Origin of the sequence: Streptomyces sp. NPDC018026 (genome assembly GCF_044327745.1) — a bacterium.
Taxonomy (GTDB): Bacteria; Actinomycetota; Actinomycetes; order Streptomycetales; family Streptomycetaceae; genus Streptomyces; species Streptomyces rubrogriseus.
This window is the reverse complement of the sequence record NZ_JBIRFY010000002.1, coordinates 857305-877458: the sequence shown is the minus strand read 5'-3', so window position 1 is coordinate 877458 and position 20154 is coordinate 857305. Positions and strand designations below refer to the sequence as shown.

Sequence of the window (20154 nt, the reverse complement as noted above, 5' to 3'; positions counted from 1 at the left end):
GTCACGGATACGTGCGTGCTGTGGCGGACGCCGTCAGCCCATGTCGACCAGGGCGTGGTAGAGCGGTTCGTACAACTCACGGACAAGGGACTTGTCAATAGGGGCGGGGTCGCTGCCCGCCGTCGTCCCGTCCCCGAAGTAGGGGGCGAGCACCTCGCGCATGCTCGCCAGCAGGCTGGTGTCGGGGGTGTCCGCATCCTGGAACCCGGCTTCCCGGGGGGAGAAGGCCGCGTCGACGAAGACCACCCGGGCGGGCACACCGCCGCGCACCAGGCGACCGATGACCTGCCACATGACGACGAGCTGATCCCAGGTGAACGCCTCCTTCTCCTCTTCTCGCAGGCTCGACCAGGCCAGGCGCCGCGTGAGGAAGCGATTCCACCGGTGCCGTGCGCGGCTGCGGAACGCCACCGCCGCTTGGTCAGGGGTGCTCGCGGCGAGCGCGCTCTGCCTGAAAGAGCCGTCGGCGTCTCGGAGCTGGCGCACGGCCCAGTCGTTGATGGACTGAATGGCGAGCGAGATGTCGTCGGGGCGCGGGTGAGGTCGAGCCAGGAAGTAGACCGTGCCGATGGCCGCCTTGCCGCCACGCAGGACGATGTTGTGTCCTCGCTCCACGGCGAGGAGCGGAGCGACGAGAACGTCCCCGCCCACCGAGGGAAAGGCTTTCACGTCGCCCCGGGGCAGTGTCCGGGCGGCGGCGTTCTCCGGCAATCGGACCCAGGACGTGTCGGAGTCCGCGTCGTCGGAGACCAGCCGGGTGACACGGCCGTTCCACTCGGGGATCTGGTTGAGGTATTCGGCGGCTCGTCGTGCCTCGTCGTAACTGCCGACGAGCAGGAGGATGCGGCGACGGTCGGGATCGTCGATCTCCTTCAGCTCCGTGTCCAGCATGCTCTCGGCGTCGGGCAGGCTGCGGTCCGGCACCGCGAGCTGGTCCAGCATGTGGAGGAGAGCCTGCGGCCGTTCTTCGGCGTCGCATCCAGACAGGCGCAGTGGTCTGGGCCGGTCGTTTCCGGGCCAGTACAGGAACTCCTTGCGGAACTCGCTGCCCAGTACGGCTTCGACTTCCTCGTCGTGCGGGCGCAGGATCGCGCCGACCTCGGCGTGCACGTGGTACCTGCTCGAGGTGCCCGCCCAGCTCGTCGCGGACATGAGCAGGACGTTCGGGCCCGGTCGGCCGTCCACTGCCGAGAGGTCGCCGAGTCGCATGAGCAGCTCGCGGCCCACACCGTTGCAGTGGAAGAAGCGCAGCTCACCGCTGCGGTCGCCGTCGCGCTCACGATCATCGTGACGGAACTGGAAGCCGAGCACGTTCCCCATGGGCGACTCGGGGATGACCGCCTCGTAGTCCTTCGGAGGCCTGCGGGAGAGTACGTTCGAGGTGCTCTCGAGACTGAGTGCCGCCTCGACGCGGGGCCACAGCGTGGTCATGAAGTCGAGACGGCTGTGCAAGGCGGCGAGGAGAAGGGTGAACTCGAAACGGCGGGCTTGGAGGTCTGCGTCCGCCAGCACCGTACTCTCGTCTCCGACGATGCCGGTAAGTGTGTCACGCAGCCTTTCTCGCGTCCGTGCTCCCTGGGGCGCGTGCAGGAGTTCCAGGGTGAGGTGGACGAAGGTGTTCACCAAGGGCGTCACTTCGTCGTCGGAGCCTTCGCTCAGCTGCTCGTGCAGCGGATCGTCGCGGAACCGGCCTAGCGCGCCGTCCAGCGTCCGGGCCGCCGCGATCGGGCTCTCGCCTTCCTTCCGCCCCGGGAACCAGCTGTCCAGCAGCAGGTTGTGCAGGGTGAAGGCGCTGAAGTAGTCGACGCTGATCCACCGCCTGAGTTTGTCGTCCTTGACGAGCAGGGCGAAGAGGCGGTCGGTGGCGGCGCTGACCGTGTTGACCGCGTTGGTCCAGTCGTCGACGTCGCGGGCGGACAGCCGGAGCCGGCCGTCCCGGGCCATCTGCTGGAACTTGTGAACCGCTACTTCGTCGAACCATGAATTGGGGGCTCTGCCCACCAGGGTGCTGGCCGGGGCGAAGGCCGTGTCGAGCTGCATCTGCACCCGGTCCGCCTCGTCCACGATGACCAGGTCGCTGAGTCTGCACGCGAGTTCGAGGTAGCGGATCTGCTCCTGGTGCTGGTGCAGCGGGACGGAGCTGTGTACGAGGCCGGCGGGGGTGGCGACCCACACCTGAGCATCGACCAGGTCACGCGACGCACGGTGACGCGGGCAGCGGTTCCACAACGGGCACAGTCTCCGCTGAGGCTTCGGGCCACGGACACCGGGCCGCGTGCTGCCGCTGTCGTCGTCCAGGAAGGCGTCGCCGTCTGTGCTCTCCCGCTCGGGGACGGTGTACAGCGTGCTGCACGGTGCCTCGCGGACGCCGAGCGGGCGTCGAGCTTCCAGGCCGCGCAGTACGTCGACCGGGCAGGCGCTGCTCAGGTGGGCGAAGCCCGGGTGGTCGTGCCCGAGCATGGTGGCGGCGCCCGCCGTCGCGGTGCGTCGGTGCAGCCGGTTGATGTTGCGTTCTCGGGTGGAGTGCCCCAGGATCGGCGCCACCCGCACCCCGAGCCGGTCGAACTGGTCAACTACGGCGAGCATCTCGGCGACGTCGCCGACGACGATGGTCACCCGGCGGGCTGACCGGGACACGATGTGGTAGGTCAGGATGTCGCGGAGGGTGGACTTGCCGGCTCCCACCATCCCCACCAGATGCAGGAGCCGGTTGATCTTCAGTCGGCCCCGTTGGGTGAAACGGCCGAGCTCTGTGTCACGGACGAGCAGTTTCACCCGCTGGAGTCGTCCGGCCCAGCCGTTTCGCGGCCCATCCGGCACCACTGCCTCGATGGCATCCATCTCGTCGGCGGCCTTCTCGAACTCTTCCCAGGAGACGTCGATGGGCTCTCCGTCACCGGCCGGTGGTGCGTCGAGGGCGTGGGCCCGCGGCAGGGTTTCCGTCAGCAGTTCCTCGTCGAACACCACGGAGTGGGTGCGGTCCTGCACCCGGAAGGTGTGCTCCCCCACCTCGGCGAACGGAATGGACCGTGTCGCGAACCGTGGCGGGGTGCTGAGCAGTTCCTCGAAGACCTCGAAACGGCGTCCGGCACGTGACGTCTCGCGACGGCGTGGTACGGCAGTGGGCATGTCGAGGTCGTACCCGCGCAGGTGCTGCGGGACCTTCAGGTAGTCGGCCAGCGCTTCCCGCCAGGCGTGGCGGCGCCGCATGTCCCACAGATAGTGGCGGGCGCGCATCACGCGCAGTCGCTGTTCCTCGGTGCGGACGTCGCCGAACACCTCGCTGTACGGGTAACCGCCTAGCAGTGGCCAGACGTCTGCGGCCGTCCGGGTGGGTGTCACGTCCTGCAGCAGATACAGACCAAGTTCGACGTCGAGAAGGTCGCCCGGGCGGAAGCTTCCGAGATGCTCCGGCCACACCTCGTTGAGCTGCTGCGGTGAACAGCGCCGGTGCCATCCCCTTCGGTCACGCACGGCGTCCTCCTTCGGTACGCAGGTCCTCCGTCTTGTCACGCGCGGCGGAGATCTCATCGGCGACCAACCTCAGGAAGGCCTGGTCGTCCAGCAGGATGACCCGGTCGACCAGGTCCTCCGGCAGATTGCGGCGGAACTGCCGTCCATACGCTTCGTTGTCACGGAAGCGGTACCGGGGCACGACGAGAAAAGCCCGGTCGTAGGGTGGCTCGTTCCTGAACGGCGTGAGGGAACGCGCCAGGAGGACGGGATTCACCCGGTCCTTGACGTCCACCGCCCAGTGCCGTCTCCCCGGCAGCGGGACGCGCAGGTCGTACGCGTCGTAGTTGGGCCACATCTCGGCACTGATCCCGAACCTCTTCGCCAGTGCGGCTTGCAGATCGGTCTCCGCCAGCCCGGGGCTGGTGACGAACATCCGCAAGGGACGGCTGAGCTGGAACACCCCGCCCTTGTCGGCACGCAGCGGCGTGCCGTCGTCCGGGACGCCGTCGCGGCGGCACCGGTCCAGTTCGCACCGGTACCCTCCGAGCAGCAGCGGCACCATGAGACAGCGGCAGCGAGCGCACTGCCGGTAGGTGCCGTGCCGCAGATAGGCGGCGGGCACGGACTCGTAGCAGCGTCTGATCACGTCGTGCAGCAGCATCCCGCAGTCGGGGTCGCCGCCCAGCAGTGCGAGTTCGGCACCGGTCAGGACGGGCCTGGAAGTGAGCAGAGCCCGGAACGCGGTGTACGCCTGAGGCGCCTTGGCCGCACGACACACGGCGAGTGCCTCGAGGATGCGTTCGTTCTCGAAGAGCTCGGCGGCCGGGTCGGCCGCGTTCACCTCCCACTCCATGCACAGTTGGTACGGCAGCCGCGTCTCCGGGTCGACTAGCAGGGCAGCACCCGGGAAGTTCTCCCGCGGCAGCTCCAACGGCCACTCTTCCAGGGGGCGCTCGCATGCCCAGCGGACCATCTGCGGCACGCTGCCCGGTGGCTCCGTGCCGCGCCGCAGGCAGTGCAGCACGAGGCGGTTGTACGCGTTCTGCACCTTGGCCGGGTAGACCGGGTTGGACACGCTCCGCTGCCGGGACAGAGTCGCCAGGGCACTGGTGATCTGGCGGAGCAGCGCTTCGTCCGTCCCGCGGGCTTCCTCGGACCGTTCGTCTGTGCTGCGGGTCAAGGTCATGCCTCCCCCTCTTCCGCTCTGGCGTCGTCGTTCGCCGGGTTGCTCGGGCACCACCGTGATACCGGACAGGTCTGACAATGCGGTCCGGGTCGGGCGTCCCACGTCTCGTCCTCCCGCCACGGGCCGGCGTACCGCTGCAGAACCGAGAGCGCCTTGCGCTGACGGCCGGGGTCCGCCGGGTCGATCACGTGCGGGTCTGAACCGTCCGGCCGGAGAACCTCCACCTCGACGCGCGAACCGCCCGGATCGCCGCCCAGCGCGCCGTGCGCCAGAAGCGTTACCGCCAGGGCGAGTTGGGGGTAGGTGTCGAGAAGATCCTCGTGGCGGCCACGCCGCTTCCGCGTCGTCTTGAGCTCCCGCCACACCCACGAGCCGTCCTCCAGGTACAGCAGGTCGGGTTTGGCGAGGACCACCGCCTGCGCCGCGGTGTCGTGGACGACCCTGAGTGCTTCGGGCTCGACCCGCTGAACCAGGGCGGCGTCCTGGAAGGGACAGGCGTCGACGTGGTGCAGCAGCATGTACCTGCCGGTGGCGGCATCCTCGTCGCCGACCCGCCAGCGTCCCTCTGTCCAGTTCTCGCCCTCGTGCGGCATGTCACCGACCGTGCACGGTGGCCATCCCGGCCGCCGGTGCAGCTTCTCGATCCAGCCGTGCACGGCCTGACCGAGCCTGGCGGCACTGCCGTACTCGTCGAACTTGGGCAGGTGCAGGGCCCGGAGGAACCCCTGCGCGGGGCAAGCCCGGTGGTAACGCAGGTCGCTCACGGACACCTTCCGCAACGGCGCGGCCCGCGAGGAGAGTCCAAGGACGCCAGGCCTGCGGGGAATGGCCTCGCATCCCGTGAACTGCTTGCACTCGACGCAGGAGGAGCCGGGCGTGGGCCTGCCACCGGACACGACACGGGCCACGTACGCGTGCCCGTGTTCGGCGTAGTACGCCTCGGCCTCGTCGGCCGTGCCGTCGAACTGCACCCGCGGCCGTCCGTCGGCCAGTCCGACCTCAACGACGCGGACCCGGTCCGGCCGGGCGGCGGGCCCGTCCGGTTGGAAGGCACGCGCCCACTTCCGGGGCCAGGCCGCCCGGCGTCCGTTGACGGCCACGTACACGGCGATGGCGATCTCGCCGGGCTCGGACGTCTTCGCCTCGCCGTGCCGCAGTCGCCGGTACTCGCGCAACCGGCCGTCGGCCGACTCGTACCTGCGCCACCAGGCGTACATCTCCCAGAACTTGCCGTTCTCGCGTTGCGCCACCCAGTACGGGTGGACCGGCCGCAGCTCGTGCTCCGCGTCGTCGGCGCACGCGTCCAGGTACGACCGGACGGCGTGCTCGACGTACGTCAGGTGACCGGGGTGCAGTGCCGGGGTACGCGAGCGGAGTCCCGTCAGAGCCTGCTCCGGCGTCTCACCGTGGAACTCGACCTGGTCGACGGCGTCCATGACCGGCCCGAGGGTGAACGTCTCGACTTCCGGCTTCGGCAGCCCGAGACGCCGGGCGGGCCGCAGACCGGGCCGCGCCTTGGCTGCGGCGTGCGAGGGGCAGGTGTGCTCCTCGCTCCCGCCTGTGCCGGGCCCTACGCGCACGAGGCCCTCGTCTCCGGTCAGCCAGGCCGGCCGGTGCCATGCGGTGCTGCGGCTCATTGCCTCCCCCTCGTCCTGGAACACCTGACGCCCTCGGCCGAGCCGGGTGCGCCGTCTCTTTCGACCGTAGCAGAGACTTTGGAAATCCTTGGAAGTTATTGGCACAGGTTGGTTCCTACGCTAGGCTGCCCTCCATGGCGGCATCACTGGAGGAGCTCGAGCAGCGCCTGTCCCACCTGCGCACCGAGCTGCGCGGTGCCGTGCGCGCACGGGACAAGGCGGAGACGGCACGCATCCGCCGCGCGCTGCGCGAGGCCGAGGCGACTTGGGAACAGGCCCTCGAAGCCGAAACCGGACACGAAGACGAATCCGGAGCCGACGCCGGAGTGACCGCCGGGACACCCCTGGCCGAGCCCCCGCCCCCAGCGGCGCCGACGACCGCGGGCCAACCACGCACCCGCAGGACGCGTCCGACGCAGAGCCCCATCCCGGTCCGCGAGCAGGTCCACCAGTCACTCACGCTGCTTGGCGCCCCCGCCTCCCCGAAGCTCATCTCGTCCACGTACGAGGCGTTCTTCACCGAGCCACTGGTCGCCACCAAACTCGCCTCCCTCCGCCGCGACGAGGAGCGGTCCTTCTCGGCGCAGGGTTACGCCCGCCCGTACTACATCTGCGCGGCGCTCACCCACGACCGCCTCGTGCCCGCCCGCGGACTCCTGGCCCTGTCCACCTGGCCCGTGGAACGGCGGATCATCGGACCGCTCAGCCCGCGCGCGGACTTCCTCACCCACGCGGTGGGAACCGCCGAGCAGCTCCAACGGCTCTCCAAGGCAGGGCATCCGGCCCCGGACGCGGCCTGGCGGCTCCTGCGCCGGTTCGCCCTCACCATCCCCGGCGCCTTCGACGCCGCCGCGTCGGAGCCGGACCCCGCCCGCGTGATCTCCGCCGCCCATGCCGAAGCGGCCGTCCACCAGCAGGAGGACGACCAGCAACGGCGGACGGCCGCCCAACGCGCCCGTTCTCAACTCGCCGACGTACAACAGCTGTTTGGCGCCCCACCCATGCGTGACGCCCTGCGCGACGCGAGCGGAACCCTGCCCTGACCCTTCCCTGCGGTGCCCCCGCCGGACGCCCCGCGCCGCGGCGAGCCCCGAAGACGTTCCCGAAGTAGAGACGATGCCCTCGCAGCAGTCCGCACCTCCCGACGACCGCCTCGCTCGGCTGCGCGGCCCCCAGCCCCCTCAGCCGTACACCGCCCGCAAGATCACCGCACTGACCGCCAACCCCGCCTGCTCCCGCCGCGCCGTCCTCGACGCGGCCGGGGTGGACAAGGCGCTGCTCGCCCAGCAGGTCGGATACGAACCGCGGTTCGGCCAGTCCCCCTTCGCCCTCGCCCGTGAGCGGGCCTTCCACGACCTCGTGAAGTGGGGCGCGTACGCCGAACTCATCCGGCTCCTGCGCGAGCGACCCTCCGTCCCCGTGGCCGAGGCCCACGTCACCGACCTCAACGAGGTCGGCGGCAACACGACCCTGCCCGTTCGCGAACGGGAGACCCGCCGCCTCATCGCCCACGTGGCCTCCGGCCAGGACGTGCGCCTGATCCTCGACCGGCCCGTGCTCACCCTCGAAGTCGCCGGCCAGAAGGCGTACTTGGAGCCGGACGCGCTCACCCACCGTATCGGCGGGAAGTTCTACGTCGTCCTGATCCGCTCCTTCGCGGCGATCGACGGCCAGGCCAACCCGAAGGCCGTCGCGGAGGCGGCCAAGCAGGCCGCGGTGTACGTCCTCGCCCTGCGCCGCGCCTTCGAGACCGCCGGCCTGCCCACCGAGCAGATCTCCCACGAGTTCCTGCTCATCTGCCCCAAGGACTTCTCCAACCGCCCCTACGGCAGCCTGATCGACCTCCGGCAGGAACTCGACGCGCTGCGTTTCCAGCTCTCCCGCCTGCGCCGCGCCGACGACCTCGCGGCACGGCTCCCGGAGTCGGCGACCCTCGACACGACCCGCACCACGGACGAACTCACCGCCTCGATAGACGCGTTGGACGCCTCGTACACCCCCACCTGCCTGTCCTTCTGCGAGATGGCCCGGTACTGCCGCGACGAAGCCGACGGCTGCGCCTCGCCGGCCCGCCTGGGCAGCGGCGTGCGCAACGACCTGCCGGGCATCGACTCCACCCGCACCGCCCTCGACTACCTGGACGGCGTCGCCGCACCCGGGGACGCCGAGGCGGAAGCCGCCGCACTCCTGCGCGCCGCCGACCGGCTGCGCCGACTCCGCCAGGGGGCCGCGTGAGCGTCCTGTCCACCGTCGCCGCCCTCACGGCGTCCCGCACCGGCCACGCCGAACCGCTGACGACCGTCCGCCACCAGCACCTGGACGAGAAGCCGTTCGTCCTGGTACCGCTCACACTCGCCGGGGAGGCGTGCGCACCCCTGGCCGCGCTGGCCGGTACGGACCCCGAGCACCCGACCCTTCTCACCGTCCGCCAGCCCCGCAACCGCGCCGAACGCTTCCGCTTCGCCGAACGCCTCGCCACACTCCTCCTCGCCCACATCAACGCGTGCCGGACGGAGACGGAGCCCTACACCGTGGGCCGCGGCAGGGAGAAGGAGGAACGCCGGCGCCACCTGCGAGCCCCGCAGCTCCTTGTCCCGAACGGCGAGACCATCGCGTACGTACGCCTGCTCGGCCGCCTGACGCGACTGCGGGCCACCGAGGGCCCGTACGCGGTCGCCCCGTCCGTCCCCACCCTGGGCAAATGGCTCACCTGGTTCGCGGAACTGGCCGAGTTCCCGAACTCCGGCGTGCTGCTCGCGATGACCCGGCTGCTCTCCGCGCACTGGGCCACGGGCCAGAGCTCCTCCGAGGACTCCCACCTCGCGTCGCTGGTCGCCTGGATAGACCCACCGGACGGCAACGACGGCGCACGAGCGGCACGCGAGGCGGAGGACCCCACGACGTGGCCGCCCGCCGGCCCCTCCACCGACCCGGTCTTCGACCGCACCCTGCACGAGCTGATGACGCGCTACGACGAGGCGTCCGACGAACACGGTCGGGAAGCGGTGGGCCGCCAGATCGACGCCGAGTTGCGCGACCAGATGCTGCCCACCTGGCGTCTGATGTGGCGCGGGGTGGAGCTGCTCCGCGACCTGCCCGAGGGCGCCCATGTCCCCGGACGCTGGGCCTGGGACCGCCGCTGGTTCTCCGACTACGCCGAGTATCTGGACGCCGACGGCCGCCCACAGGCCCGCCGCGACCACGCCGTGGGAGCCGCCCGCCGCCTGGCCAGGCTGGAGGACGCGATCACCCGCTTCGAAGCGGAGCGCGCCTACGACGACCCGCTGGTTATGGCGGAGTACGAACTGACCGGCGAGGCGTTCACGGGGACGGTGACGGACAGGGACGAGGACCGCTTCCTCCCCGGCGCCAAACCCAGCTCACAGGTATGGCGCCCCACGATCACGCTGCGCACCGAAACCGCGGTCGGCCTGTCAGTCGGCACGGAGGTGAAGTCCCCGGCCCGCCCCGGCCAGCAGGCACACATCCTCGACGTACGTCAGGAGGAGGACGGCGGCCACGTCGTGGTCCTCCAGCTCAAGGGAGGCTTCGCGAACAAGCGCAAGCCTCCGGCCCCGGCCGGCACGCTCGCCGAGACCGGCGAGGAGCTGACGTACACGACGCTCAACCCGGCCGCCGTGCCCTCTGCCCTCCCCGGCGAGGAGGACACCCCCTGGACCCACGGCGGCCCGCCACGCCCGTACGAACCCACCGACGAGGACGCAGAGGAGACCTGGGAATGACCGCCGTCCTCCCCGGCACCGGGAACCCCGAAGCCCTCACCCCCGGCGAACGCGCGGACCAAGCGGTGTCCGGCATCCTGGCCGGCCTCGACACGGCTACCGGCCGGGGCGTGGTCGTGGACTCGCCTCCCGGAGCCGGGAAGTCCACGTTGGTGGTGCGGGCCACCGGACACCTGACGTCCGCGGGTCACCAGCTCATGATCGTCGCCCAGACCAACGAACAGGTCGACGACCTCGTGGACCGCATCGCGCGCGAGCACCCCGGCCTGGAGATCGGCCGCCTCCACGCGAGCAGCCACGTTCTCCCTCCCCGTGTCACCAGCCACGCGAACGTCACCGGCAGCACCCAGGCGACGGACCTGCGCGACCTGCCCGTCGTGGTGTCCACCGCGAAGAAGTGGTCGTTCGTCACCCCGGACAAGTGCGCGCCGTGGCAGTGGGCCATCGTGGACGAGGCCTACCAGATGCGCTCGGACGCGCTGCTCGCGACGGCTCCGTTGTTCGCCCAGGACGACTCACAGGTCCTCTTCGTCGGCGACCCCGGCCAGCTGGACCCCTTCGCCACCGTGGAGACCGACCGCTGGCACGGCCTGACCTGGGACCCCCTGCGCAACGCGGTCGACGTCACCCTCGCCCACAACCCCGACCTGGCCCGCCACCAACTCCCGGTCTCCTGGCGCCTCCCGGAAACGGCGGCACCCCTGGTCGAGCAGGCCTTCTACCCCTTCTACCGCTTCGTCCCCGGCACGACCGCGCAGGAACGTGTGCTGTCGTACAGCAGCCTGCCGCACGGCTCCAGCCCCCTGGACGACATCCTCGCCAGGGCCGCCGACACCGGCTGGGGTCACCTGGAACTCCCCGCCCGCCACACCCTGGACCAGGATCCCGAGGTCGCGGAGGCCCTCGCGGCGACGGCTGCCCGGCTGCTGCAGCGCGGGGCGCTGGTCAACGGCGAACCGTTGACCGCCTCCCGCATCGCGATCGGCGCGGCGCGTACGGTCCAGGTGGAGGCGGTACGGGCTCGCCTCGACGCCCACGGCGTGACCGGCGTCACCGTGGACACCGCCAACCGCCTCCAGGGCCGCGAGTTCGACGTCACCCTCGTCTGGCACCCCCTCTCCGGCCGCCAGGACGCCTCCGCCTTCCACCTGGAGACGGGGCGCCTGTGCGTCCTGCTCTCCCGGCACCGGTTCGCGTGCGTGGTGGTGGCCCGCGCCGGCATCCGGGATCTACTCGATCGGCATCCGCGGAACAGTCCGGTGTACCTGGATGTGCCGCCGAAGTTTCCGGATGGGTGGCGGGCACATCAGGTGGTTATGGGGCGGTTGGAGCGGGGGGAGCATCGGGTGCGGGCTTGAATCCCCTGCCTGAAGCTTCCGGGGTCTGGTGACCGGACGCAGCCACTCTCCCCAGCCGCGTATTGGGTTGGCCTGTCATAGACGACCCGACTCGCTGCGTTGGCGGTTCACGCTGACGGGAACGCCAACGCCGAGACTCCCGAAGCTTCGGCGACTTCAGTAGTACTCCCGGATGTATCCCAGCGCCTTCCCGAAGACATCCTGGTCACGGATCTTGAACTTGATGTAGAGCACCTTGCGGAGTGCCTGCTGGACGAGACGATCGCCTTCGCTGGTGTCCTGCCAGCCGTCGAAACGAACGGCACGGACGACGGAGTCGACCTCGTCCACGACCTTCTCGGCGATGATCGGGGTCTCCTCGCCCTTTAGCGACTCGAAAAGCTCGGTCAGGGCAGCCTTGCCACGCTCCTCGCGAGGTACCTCGGCGGCGGCCTTCTCCGCCGCGACCGTGTCGCGTGCCAGCGCGAAGAGCTCCTTGAGGAACTCCAACGATGCCTGCTGGGAGTGGGCGTACTTCTCCCGCAGAGCATTCAACCGCTGGCCGAGCTCGACGAACGTCGGGTTGCCGACGTGCTTGGCGATACGGGCCGTGATCCACTTCTCGACCTCGACGGGGTCGACATCCTTGCGCTTTCCAGTCATCAAGTCCTCGATGACCTGAGCGTCGAGGACGATGGTCTCCAGGTCGGTGCGGGGGACCTCGACGGTGACGTGCTCGTTTATGAGCTCAAGAGTCTTGGCGCCCAGCGTGTGCCAGACCAGCCGGCCGGTGACGTCGGTGGGCTGCACGGACTGGTAGACGTCGGTCAGCCATCGGTAGTCCGACTCGTACTCGGACAGGACCGGGTCAGGGGAAAGGGTTTCCCACAGCTGAGCGACGACGCTGTACGCAGCTCCGAAGGCGTCGCGGGACTCGTCGGAGTCGATCGCGGTCTGCGCCTGGATCAGCCCCTCGTAGCCGCCGACGGTGCGGTCGACGCCCGGGAAGAATGCCAGGGCAGCGTCGATCGCAGGGCCGAGCTGCTCGCGGAGGACCGCGATGTTGGAGATGACCTGCTGGACGGACTTGTCGTCGAACTCGAAGGCCTGGGCCACGTCGTCGAAGATGCCGAGGTAGTCCACTATCAGGCCGTGGGTCTTCGCGGGCGGGTAGACCCGATTGGTGCGACAGATCGCCTGGAGCAGAGTGTGCTCGCGCAGGGGCTTATCGATGTACTGCGCGTAGAGGATCGAGGCGTCGAAGCCGGTGAGCAGCTTCGCGGTCACAATGATGATCTTCAGCGGGTCGGCCGGGTCGTTGAAGCGGGCGGTGATCCGCTCCAGCTCCTCCCTGCCTGGGGTCCAAGGCTTCCACTCCCGCTTGTCACCTCGACCGGCGGACATCACGATCGTGGACACGTCCGGACCGAGCAGGCCGTCGAGCACTTCCTTGTACGCTACGCAGGTGGCCTTGTCGTAGACCACGACCTGCGCCTTGAAGCCCTGCGGATCGACCTTGGCAGTGAAGTGTTCGGCGATGTCAGCGGCGATCTTGTGGACTCGACCGGGGGCCTTGATCAGCGCCTCCAGGGAAGCGGCCTTTTTCGACAGGGCGCTGCGGTCCTCCTCGCTAAGCCTGTGGCGGTCGGCGAGTTCGTCGAAGGCCGTCTTGATCGCCTCCTCGTCCAGGTGGATCTCTGACAGGCGTGGCTCGAAGTGCAGCGGCAGAGTGGCGCCGTCACGGATGGAGTCGGAGAAGGAGTAGCGCGAGAGGTAACCGTGCTCGTCGGCTTCGGCGCCGAACCACATGAACGTGTTGCGGTCGCGCTTGTTGATCGGCGTTCCGGTCAGCCCGAACAGGAACGCATTGGGCAGCGCCTCGCGCATTTTGCGCCCGTAGTCGCCCTCTTGGGAGCGGTGGGCCTCGTCGACCATCACGATGATGTTGTCGCGCGCATCCAGCACACCGGATGCTTCACCGAACTTGTGGATCGTGGTGATGATGATCTTCCGCGCTCCCGCGGCCAGGAGCTCCTGTAGCTCCCTGCGGGATTCGGTGGAGACCAGGTTCGGTACGTCGGAGGCATTGAACGTCGCGGTGATCTGGGTGTCCAGATCGATCCGGTCGACCACGATGATCACCGTCGGCGAGGTCAGCCCCGCCATCGCACGCAGCTTCTGCGCGGTGAACACCATCAGCAGCGACTTCCCCGACCCTTGGAAGTGCCAGATCAGCCCCTTCTTAATCCGCCCGTGCAGCACCCGCTCCACAATCAGGTTGGTCGCCTGGAGCTGCTGGAACCGCGCGATCACCTTGATCTTGCGGTGCTTCTTGTCGGTCGCGAACAGCGTGAAGAACCGCAGGAAGTCCAAGATCGAACCTGGGCCCAGAACGCCCTCGACCGCCTCCTTGACCGCCGCGAGACCCATCTTCACCGGCGTGTGGTCGTCACCGGACTCGTCCGCCCGCCACGGCCCCCACAGCTCTACCGGCATCCCGACCGACCCGTAGCGGAAGTCCTTGCCCTCGGTGGCGAAGTTGAGCACGTTCGGCACGAAGAACGCCGGGACGTTGACCTCGTAGTCCTCCTTGACCTGCGCGGCCGCATCGATCCAAGAGTACGCCGGCCGCACCGGCGACTTCGCCTCCCCCACGACCAGCGGGAAGCCGTTGCACCAGATCACCAGGTCGAAGCGCCGCTCTAGCCGCCCGGCTCCGTAGGTCACCTCGGTGGAGACGATCCAGTCGTTCGCACTGTGCTCGCCGGGGCGGTCGAAGTCGATCAGTTTGACGGTCACATGCTCACCATCGGGCCCGAACGGCATCGACTTCTGCCCTGTTAGCCATTCAGCGAACTCCTCGTTCGCCACCACCGGATTCGCCGTGTTGCGCGCGGAGATCAGGATCGCCCGCAGCTTGTAGATCACCTCATCGGCCAGACGCGGATCCGCCTCGATGGTCGGATTGAGACGGATCAACGCCTCCCGAACCTGCTGTTGCAGCATGACCTCATCGGTGGGCCGCGGCAGGTGGCTTCCCGGCACAAACCGCACATCGACCGACTGCACCAGGTCCCGGACGAAGTCGCGCACCGTGTTCGCCTCGTTGAAGGTCACTGAGCACCCCCGAAGATCTCGACGGTGAGCCCACTTTGAAGGCTGGCGAGTCGAAACGCCTCAAGATTGGCACTCACGATTGCGATGCGCCTTGCCCGGATCACCGCGTGCAGAGTCGTGCGATCCGCAGGCCACGGAACCTTGACCTTCATGAGATCGCCCTTGTTGAGCTTACGCACGATTGTCGTGGTCTCCCGAGCCTTCAGCGCCGCACGGCCAAGTGGATGGGCGAGGACGGCTTGCAGAAGTTCAGCGTCGTCGGCCGGTAGACCGATGACGGACGTGATCTGCTGGTTTGAGATGCCCGGCTCGACAACAACCGCAGACTTGCCAAGATCACCACCGATGCACGCGACAGCAACTGCGTTCTTCGGCAGCATCCGGCCCGCTTTCGCGCCAGCGAGACTCACTCGCTGCCTAGCGGACGCGATGAACTCACCATCGATCTCGGATGGCGTGTAGAAAGGAACATCCTCACTATTCCAGTAGTCGGCGTTCGCCTTCGAAGGCGTTGAACCCGTGACGCACTCCCCGATGTCTCTGACGGTAACCTTGCGTTCAGCCTCCCACGCATGATGAAGCACCACGGCCGCGGCATCCCGAGCACGGTCGACTCGCTCCTGGATGCTCAACCGGTGCCTCTCCAGCGCCCAGAGGAGGTTGGCGAGGCGCTGCTGTTCGTCGAGGGGTGGGAGGTCGAACTCGTAACGCTGCATCTGTCCCCAGAGCAAGCGAGAATTCATCGAACCAGTCGCCTCGGCGGTCGCGTAGGCGATGAAGTGGTCGGAGGCGAGGACGAAGGGCAGGAATTCCTGTAGCAGCCCGTTCTCAGGGACGGCGTCGAGAACGTAGGTCTTGTCGGCGACGACACCCGAGAAGTTCACGATCCCGGACTTGCGAAGATAGTAACTCGCCGAGACGAAGAGAACTTGACCGGGCTGGAAGAGGTAAGTGAACGTCGAGCCCATCTGACCGTCGTCGACGTCTCCAAAGCGCTCGATGGTGCGGCTGTCGCCGTCGATGTGACCGCCGGCAACATAGCGATCGACGTCACCGTTCGCCGGGTCAGCTTGGGCGCGCGATCGACGGATGACGTCGCCCAGTCGCACTCGCTTCCAGGTGGTCTTGTCGAGGTTGAGACTCACCGGGCATCCCCCGCGCGCAGCAGACGGAGAACGTCCTCGACCGCGCCGTCCGCCGCTGCCGCAGCCTTGCGCCAACCTACGAGCGCCGCTGCGACCGCGTCAGTGGGCGTCGAGTCGCGACCTGGCGCGGCAGGGGTGACGTATTGCGGGATGGCCATGTTGCCGTTGTTGGCACGGATCTCGTCGATGGTGGCGACTTGGGCGAAGCCGGGAACGTCGGCAAAGTTCTGGTACGCATGCAGAATCCTCTGCTGATGCGTCTCAGAGAGGAACGACTGGACTCCTGCTCGGTAGAACTCTTTCTTCCCGTCGATGAAGAGCACTTTGTGCTTGCGGTCAGCCGGCTTCTGCTTCCGGAGGACCAAGACGATTGCTTCCATACTCGAGTTGTAGAAGAGCCCGTGGGCTAGGCCGATCACCGCCTCGACTGCATCGGCGTCGATCATGGCCTTGCGAACTGTCGCCTCCCCGATCCGGTTCAGGACCCCGTGAGGCAGCAGGATTGCAGCACGACCGGTCTCGGGGTCGAGGCTCGCTTCGATGTGCTGGATGAAGGCATAGTCCGCAGCGTTCTGTGGCGGTACGCCCCACATGTTGCGGCCGTAGCGGTCCTTGGTGAAAGCAGTCTGATTCCAGCTCTTGATGGAGTAGGGCGGGTTGGCCAGGACGACGTCGAAGGTCCGCAGTCGGCCGTGGGGGTCGAGGAAGGCAGGCTTGGCGAGGGTATCGCCATGGGTGATGTGGCCGTCGACGATTCCGTGGAGGAAGAGGTTCATCTTCGCGATCGCCGAGGTGCCGTAGTTGAGCTCCTGACCGTACAAGTGCAGGTTGCGCCACTCCTTGCCCTGGCGCTTGAGCTCGGCAACGGTGGAAATGAGCATGCCGCCGGTGCCGCAGGTGGGGTCGTAGACCGACTCCCCCGGCTGAGGTTCCAGCATCATGGTCATCAGGTGCACCAGGGTGCGGTTGGTGTAGAACTCCTGGGCAGTGTGGCCGGAATCGTCGGCGAACTTCTTAATCAGGTACTCGTACCCCTGCCCGAGCTCGTCCTCGGGCAGGTTCGCCACCGACAGCGTTTTGGTCGAGAAGTGCTCGATCAGATCCGAGAGGGTCGCGTCGGGGAGCAGGTCCTTGTTGGTCCACTCGCCGTCACCGAAGACACCGGCCAGGATGTCAGAGTTAGCGGACTCGATAGCCCGCATCGCGGCCTTGAGCGCGGTCCCAACGTTGCTGGTGACCTTGCGCAGATCGACCCAGTGAGCGTTGTCCGGGATAGCGAAGCGGTGATTCTCCCGAAGGTCGGCCAGCTTCTCGTCTCCGTACTCCTCAAGGGCAGCCGCATGCTCCTCGTCGTAAACGTCGGAGAGGCGCTTGAGGAAGACCATGGGGAAGATGTACTGCTTGTAGTCGCCGGCGTCGATCAGACCCCGCAGCAGCACCGCCGCACCCCACAGGTAGGACTCCAGTTCCCGCTGGGTGATCCGCTTCGAGCTTGTCGTCGTCATGCGCCCAGCCCCCACTTTGCCAACTCGGCCTCCAGCGCTGCGCGAGTCTCGCGGGTTTTTGTGTGCGCGGTCTCCAGGTCGGCCAAAGCTTGCTCCAGGGTGATCTGCTCGCCGGTGTCTTCTGGCTCGACGTAGAGCGGGATGTTCAGGCTCCAGCCGTTGGCGTTGATGCCGTCCAGGGTGGCGACCGCGGCCAGGCCGGGCTGGTCTGCGTACTGTCGGTATGCCTTCAGGAGGGCCTCGGCGTGGTCGGGCTCAAGAGTGTTCTGATTGCGGCCGCGCTTGAAGAGCGTTTCTCCGTTGACGAAGAGCACCTTGTCCTGCTGTTCTGCGGGGCGCTGACGGCGAAGGATCAGGACGCAGGCGGCCAGTCCGGTGCCGTAGAAGAGGTTAGGCGCCAGGCCGATGACGGCCTCCACGGATCTGGCCTTGAGGATGTGCTCGCGGATGCGGCCCTCAGCGCCCTGACGGAACAGGGCGCCCTGCGGGAGGACGACCGCGACTCTCCCTCCGGAAGGTGCGGCAGAGGTGAGCATGTGCTGGACCCAGGCCCAGTCGGCGTACCCCTTCGGTGGAACCCCGCCCAGCTCATTACGACCCCATGAATCGGAGGCCCACTTTTCGTGACCCCAGTTCTTCAAAGAGAACGGTGGATTGGCGATTACGCAGTCGAACCTCGCCAGCCGACCGTGATCGAAATAAGCCGGGTCGCGCAGTGTGTCACCGCGCTCGATGTGGAAATCCTCCATGCCGTGCAGGAGCAGGTTCATCCGGGCGATCGCGGAGGTGGTGAGCACCTTCTCCTGACCGTACAGCTTGCCGAGCACGGTCTTCGGGTCGCCGCCGCGCTCCTTGATGTGCTGAATGACCTCGATCAGCATGCCGCCGGTGCCGCAGGCCGGGTCGTAGACCGTCTCCCCCTCCTGTGGGTCGAGGATGTTGACCAGGAGCGCGACCACCTCGCGTGGGGTGTAGTACTCACCGGCCTTCTTGTTGGACTGGTCGGCGAACCGCTTGATCAGATACTCGTAGGCCTGCCCCAACATGTCGGGCGCGGCCTGGGAGATCGAAAGAGTCTTGGTCGAGAAGTGCTCGATCAGGTCGATCAGCTTGGGATCCGGCAACTTGTCCTTGTTAGTCCAAGTCGCGCCGCCGAAGATGCCGTACAGCGTGCCTTGGTTTGCCTGTTCGATCCCTCGGAAGGCGGTCTTGAGTGCCTCGCCGACGTTCTCGGTGCGTTCGCGCACGTCTGCCCAGTGGCATCCATCGGGGATGGTGAACCGGTGGTTCTCCTCGAACGCCGCATACGTGTGGTCGCCGTCTGACTCGTCCAGCGCGCGGGCATACTCCTCGTCGTACACGTCGCTGATCCGCTTGAAGAACATCAAAGGGAAGATGTACGCCTTGAAGTCCGCCTGATCGATGCTGCCCCGCAGCAGATCAGCCGCCTTCGCCAGGTACGACTTCAGCTCCCCCAACGTCAACGGCATCGGAAGCTCCTGCTCCCCGACGCCGACCGCACTCGACCCCACTCGATCACTACTCGTTTCCATACTCTGCCTGGTCGGCTCGCTGTGTTGGCGACCGCGTATCGGAGCGTAACGGGATCCGCCGGAGCTGTACCGGATACACGTCAAACATCGCCTATTCTAGGCGGACGACAAAAGCCGCCCCACCCGCTCCTCCGCAGGTCAGACGGCTCTAGCTAGATCAATTAGGCGTTGACCGAGGCTCGATAGCCCTCTCGCGCCACGCCGCAGCCCTCGAGAGGCGCCCGACATCCGGCGACACGGGGCCCTAAACGTGATCAAGCGCCTGGACGCAACGAGGCGGACGATGTGGTCCAAGGTTGGACAGTACCTACTGCAAGACACCAGTCACAGTATGTCCGTTCCTATACCTCTCGAACGTCTGCCGCGAACCCCACGAACCTCGACCACTCCTCGTACCCGACGGCGAGGTGAGGGCGCGCAACATCCTTGGAGTCACGCACGCACACCGCCTGCACGGTGATGGCGACCTCGACGCAACTGTCACCCGAGCTGCCGCTGTAGCTGGACTTGAACCAGGCGAGTGCCGTCGTGCTCATAGTGCTCCTCGGAGTCGCTCCAGCAGGACCCGCGAGTCTTTGGGGTTCAGGGCCTGCGAGCGCAGTGTGTCATAGCGCTGATAGAGCAGGCGCACCTCTTTACGATCGGAGATCAGCCGACCGTTCTCTTGCCCCTCGGAGTACGCCAGCCGCCGCCCCTCTGGCGTCTCGAGTAGCTGCACTGGGCCGTCCATGCAAGCGTGGAACTCCGCCTCGGACGGCATGACCTGCAACGTCACGTTGCGAGGTGCCGTTCGCTCCAGCAAGAGGTCCAGCTGCGCCCCAAGCACTTCGACACCTCCGAGCCTCCGCTGGAGGACAGCCTCCTCCACGATGAAGTGAAACGGCACCGTCGTCCGCTCAAGCAACAGCTTCTGCCGTTCCAGCCGTGCCTCGACCTGAGCCTCCAACCGCTCATCCGTCAGCAGGGGAATCCGGTTCTCGAACAGAGCCCGCGCATACCCCTCCGACTGCAACAACCCCGGCACCAGCCGACACTCATACGTGCACAAGCTCACCGCCACCCGCTCCAGCCGAGCCCACTGTCGGAACCAGGCTGCGAGCCCCACGTCCCCGCGCCCCCGCGTGACGTGCTTCGCCGACCGTCGCAGCGCCCCCGTGTTACCCAGCGCCTCCTCGGACCGCTCCACCAGCGTCACGTCGGGCATCCGGCGTCCCAGTTCCACCGACTCGACGGTGTGTTTGGAGAAACTCACCAGGTCCGCGAACTGCGCCCTGCTGTACCCCGCGTGCTCGCGCAATGCCTGCAGGACCGCCCCAAACGTGCGCAGGCTGTCGGAGGGGTCGGGTTCCCGGTCCGTCTCGCCGCACGGCATGCTGTCGTCGCTGTCCACCACACTGCCGTTGGTCATCCGCGGCCACCTCCGGTTCCGCACCCGCGCGGTTCGTTGCCCCCCACCCAACGACACCCAGCGTGAC

Annotated in this window: 13 protein-coding genes; 4 read left to right on the top strand and 9 right to left on the bottom strand. The window is 67.7% G+C overall.

Translation table 11 applies throughout. From position 1 onward, the window contains the following. Positions 1-33: 33 nt before the first annotated feature. From ACH4D3_RS09535 to ACH4D3_RS09525, 3 genes are read right to left on the bottom strand one after another with little or no spacing between them, the layout of a single operon-like run. The gene (locus ACH4D3_RS09535; RefSeq protein WP_398318602.1) at positions 34-3474 is read right to left on the bottom strand and encodes a signal recognition particle; all 3441 of its coding nucleotides are present in this window, start codon (positions 3472-3474) and stop codon (positions 34-36) included. Next, positions 3467-4642, bottom strand: coding sequence for a hypothetical protein (locus tag ACH4D3_RS09530; RefSeq protein WP_398318599.1), 1176 nt, complete (start codon positions 4640-4642; stop codon positions 3467-3469). The genes ACH4D3_RS09535 and ACH4D3_RS09530 overlap by 8 nt, the downstream gene beginning before the upstream one ends. Further along, positions 4639-6279 carry a PD-(D/E)XK nuclease family protein gene (locus ACH4D3_RS09525; RefSeq protein WP_398318596.1) on the bottom strand — a complete coding sequence of 547 codons (1641 nt, stop codon included), beginning with the start codon at positions 6277-6279 and terminating at the stop codon, positions 4639-4641. The genes ACH4D3_RS09530 and ACH4D3_RS09525 overlap by 4 nt, the downstream gene beginning before the upstream one ends. Positions 6280-6413: 134 nt before the next feature. Between ACH4D3_RS09525 and ACH4D3_RS09520 the strand changes: the two genes are divergently transcribed. The 4 genes from ACH4D3_RS09520 (at position 6414) to ACH4D3_RS09505 (ending at position 11380) form a co-directional block, all read left to right on the top strand. Then, positions 6414-7322, top strand: a complete 909-nt coding sequence (locus tag ACH4D3_RS09520; RefSeq protein WP_398318593.1) for a hypothetical protein — start codon at positions 6414-6416, stop codon at positions 7320-7322. A gap of 73 nt (positions 7323-7395) precedes the next feature. Beyond that, complete coding sequence (locus ACH4D3_RS09515; protein ID WP_398318591.1) at positions 7396-8514, top strand: hypothetical protein; 1119 nt, start codon at positions 7396-7398, stop codon at positions 8512-8514. Then, a complete protein-coding gene (locus ACH4D3_RS09510; RefSeq protein ID WP_398318589.1) occupies positions 8511-10022 on the top strand; it encodes a hypothetical protein in 1512 nt (503 codons plus the stop codon). The genes ACH4D3_RS09515 and ACH4D3_RS09510 overlap by 4 nt, the downstream gene beginning before the upstream one ends. Continuing rightward, positions 10019-11380: an AAA family ATPase gene (locus tag ACH4D3_RS09505; protein WP_398318586.1), complete on the top strand. Its 1362-nt coding sequence runs from the start codon at positions 10019-10021 to the stop codon at positions 11378-11380. Before ACH4D3_RS09510 ends, ACH4D3_RS09505 begins: the two co-directional genes overlap by 4 nt. A gap of 156 nt (positions 11381-11536) precedes the next feature. Here the strand turns inward: ACH4D3_RS09505 and ACH4D3_RS09500 are convergent, their stop codons facing one another. From ACH4D3_RS09500 to ACH4D3_RS09475, 6 genes are all read right to left on the bottom strand, one after another. Beyond that, positions 11537-14476 carry a type I restriction endonuclease subunit R gene (locus ACH4D3_RS09500; protein WP_398318583.1) on the bottom strand — a complete coding sequence of 980 codons (2940 nt, stop codon included), beginning with the start codon at positions 14474-14476 and terminating at the stop codon, positions 11537-11539. Next, complete coding sequence (locus ACH4D3_RS09495; RefSeq protein ID WP_398318580.1) at positions 14473-15621, bottom strand: restriction endonuclease subunit S; 1149 nt, start codon at positions 15619-15621, stop codon at positions 14473-14475. The genes ACH4D3_RS09500 and ACH4D3_RS09495 overlap by 4 nt, the downstream gene beginning before the upstream one ends. Then, complete coding sequence (locus ACH4D3_RS09490) at positions 15618-17126, bottom strand: N-6 DNA methylase (RefSeq protein ID WP_398318577.1); 1509 nt, start codon at positions 17124-17126, stop codon at positions 15618-15620. Before ACH4D3_RS09490 ends, ACH4D3_RS09495 begins: the two co-directional genes overlap by 4 nt. After that, entirely contained in the window at positions 17123-18616 is a 1494-nt protein-coding gene (locus tag ACH4D3_RS09485; RefSeq protein WP_398318575.1) for an N-6 DNA methylase, read from the bottom strand. Before ACH4D3_RS09485 ends, ACH4D3_RS09490 begins: the two co-directional genes overlap by 4 nt. 404 nt (positions 18617-19020) lie before the next feature. Beyond that, the gene (locus tag ACH4D3_RS09480; RefSeq protein ID WP_398318572.1) at positions 19021-19215 is read right to left on the bottom strand and encodes a DUF397 domain-containing protein; all 195 of its coding nucleotides are present in this window, start codon (positions 19213-19215) and stop codon (positions 19021-19023) included. Then, positions 19212-20087 carry a Scr1 family TA system antitoxin-like transcriptional regulator gene (locus ACH4D3_RS09475; protein WP_398318569.1) on the bottom strand — a complete coding sequence of 292 codons (876 nt, stop codon included), beginning with the start codon at positions 20085-20087 and terminating at the stop codon, positions 19212-19214. Before ACH4D3_RS09475 ends, ACH4D3_RS09480 begins: the two co-directional genes overlap by 4 nt. Positions 20088-20154 lie beyond the last annotated feature (67 nt).

Excerpts from the sequence above, each read along its gene's own strand:
- ACH4D3_RS09515 (WP_398318591.1), top strand. The coding sequence starts at position 7,396 with ATGCCCTCGCAGCAGTCCGCACCTCCCGACGACCGCCTCGCTCGGCTG.
- ACH4D3_RS09505 (WP_398318586.1), top strand. The coding sequence starts at position 10,019 with ATGACCGCCGTCCTCCCCGGCACCGGGAACCCCGAAGCCCTCACCCCC.
- ACH4D3_RS09490 (WP_398318577.1), bottom strand. The coding sequence starts at position 17,126 with ATGACGACGACAAGCTCGAAGCGGATCACCCAGCGGGAACTGGAGTCC.
- ACH4D3_RS09475 (WP_398318569.1), bottom strand. The coding sequence starts at position 20,087 with ATGACCAACGGCAGTGTGGTGGACAGCGACGACAGCATGCCGTGCGGC.
- ACH4D3_RS09480 (WP_398318572.1), bottom strand. The coding sequence starts at position 19,215 with ATGAGCACGACGGCACTCGCCTGGTTCAAGTCCAGCTACAGCGGCAGC.
- ACH4D3_RS09485 (WP_398318575.1), bottom strand. The coding sequence starts at position 18,616 with ATGCCGTTGACGTTGGGGGAGCTGAAGTCGTACCTGGCGAAGGCGGCT.
- ACH4D3_RS09525 (WP_398318596.1), bottom strand. The coding sequence starts at position 6,279 with ATGAGCCGCAGCACCGCATGGCACCGGCCGGCCTGGCTGACCGGAGAC.
- ACH4D3_RS09520 (WP_398318593.1), top strand. The coding sequence starts at position 6,414 with ATGGCGGCATCACTGGAGGAGCTCGAGCAGCGCCTGTCCCACCTGCGC.
- ACH4D3_RS09530 (WP_398318599.1), bottom strand. The coding sequence starts at position 4,642 with ATGACCTTGACCCGCAGCACAGACGAACGGTCCGAGGAAGCCCGCGGG.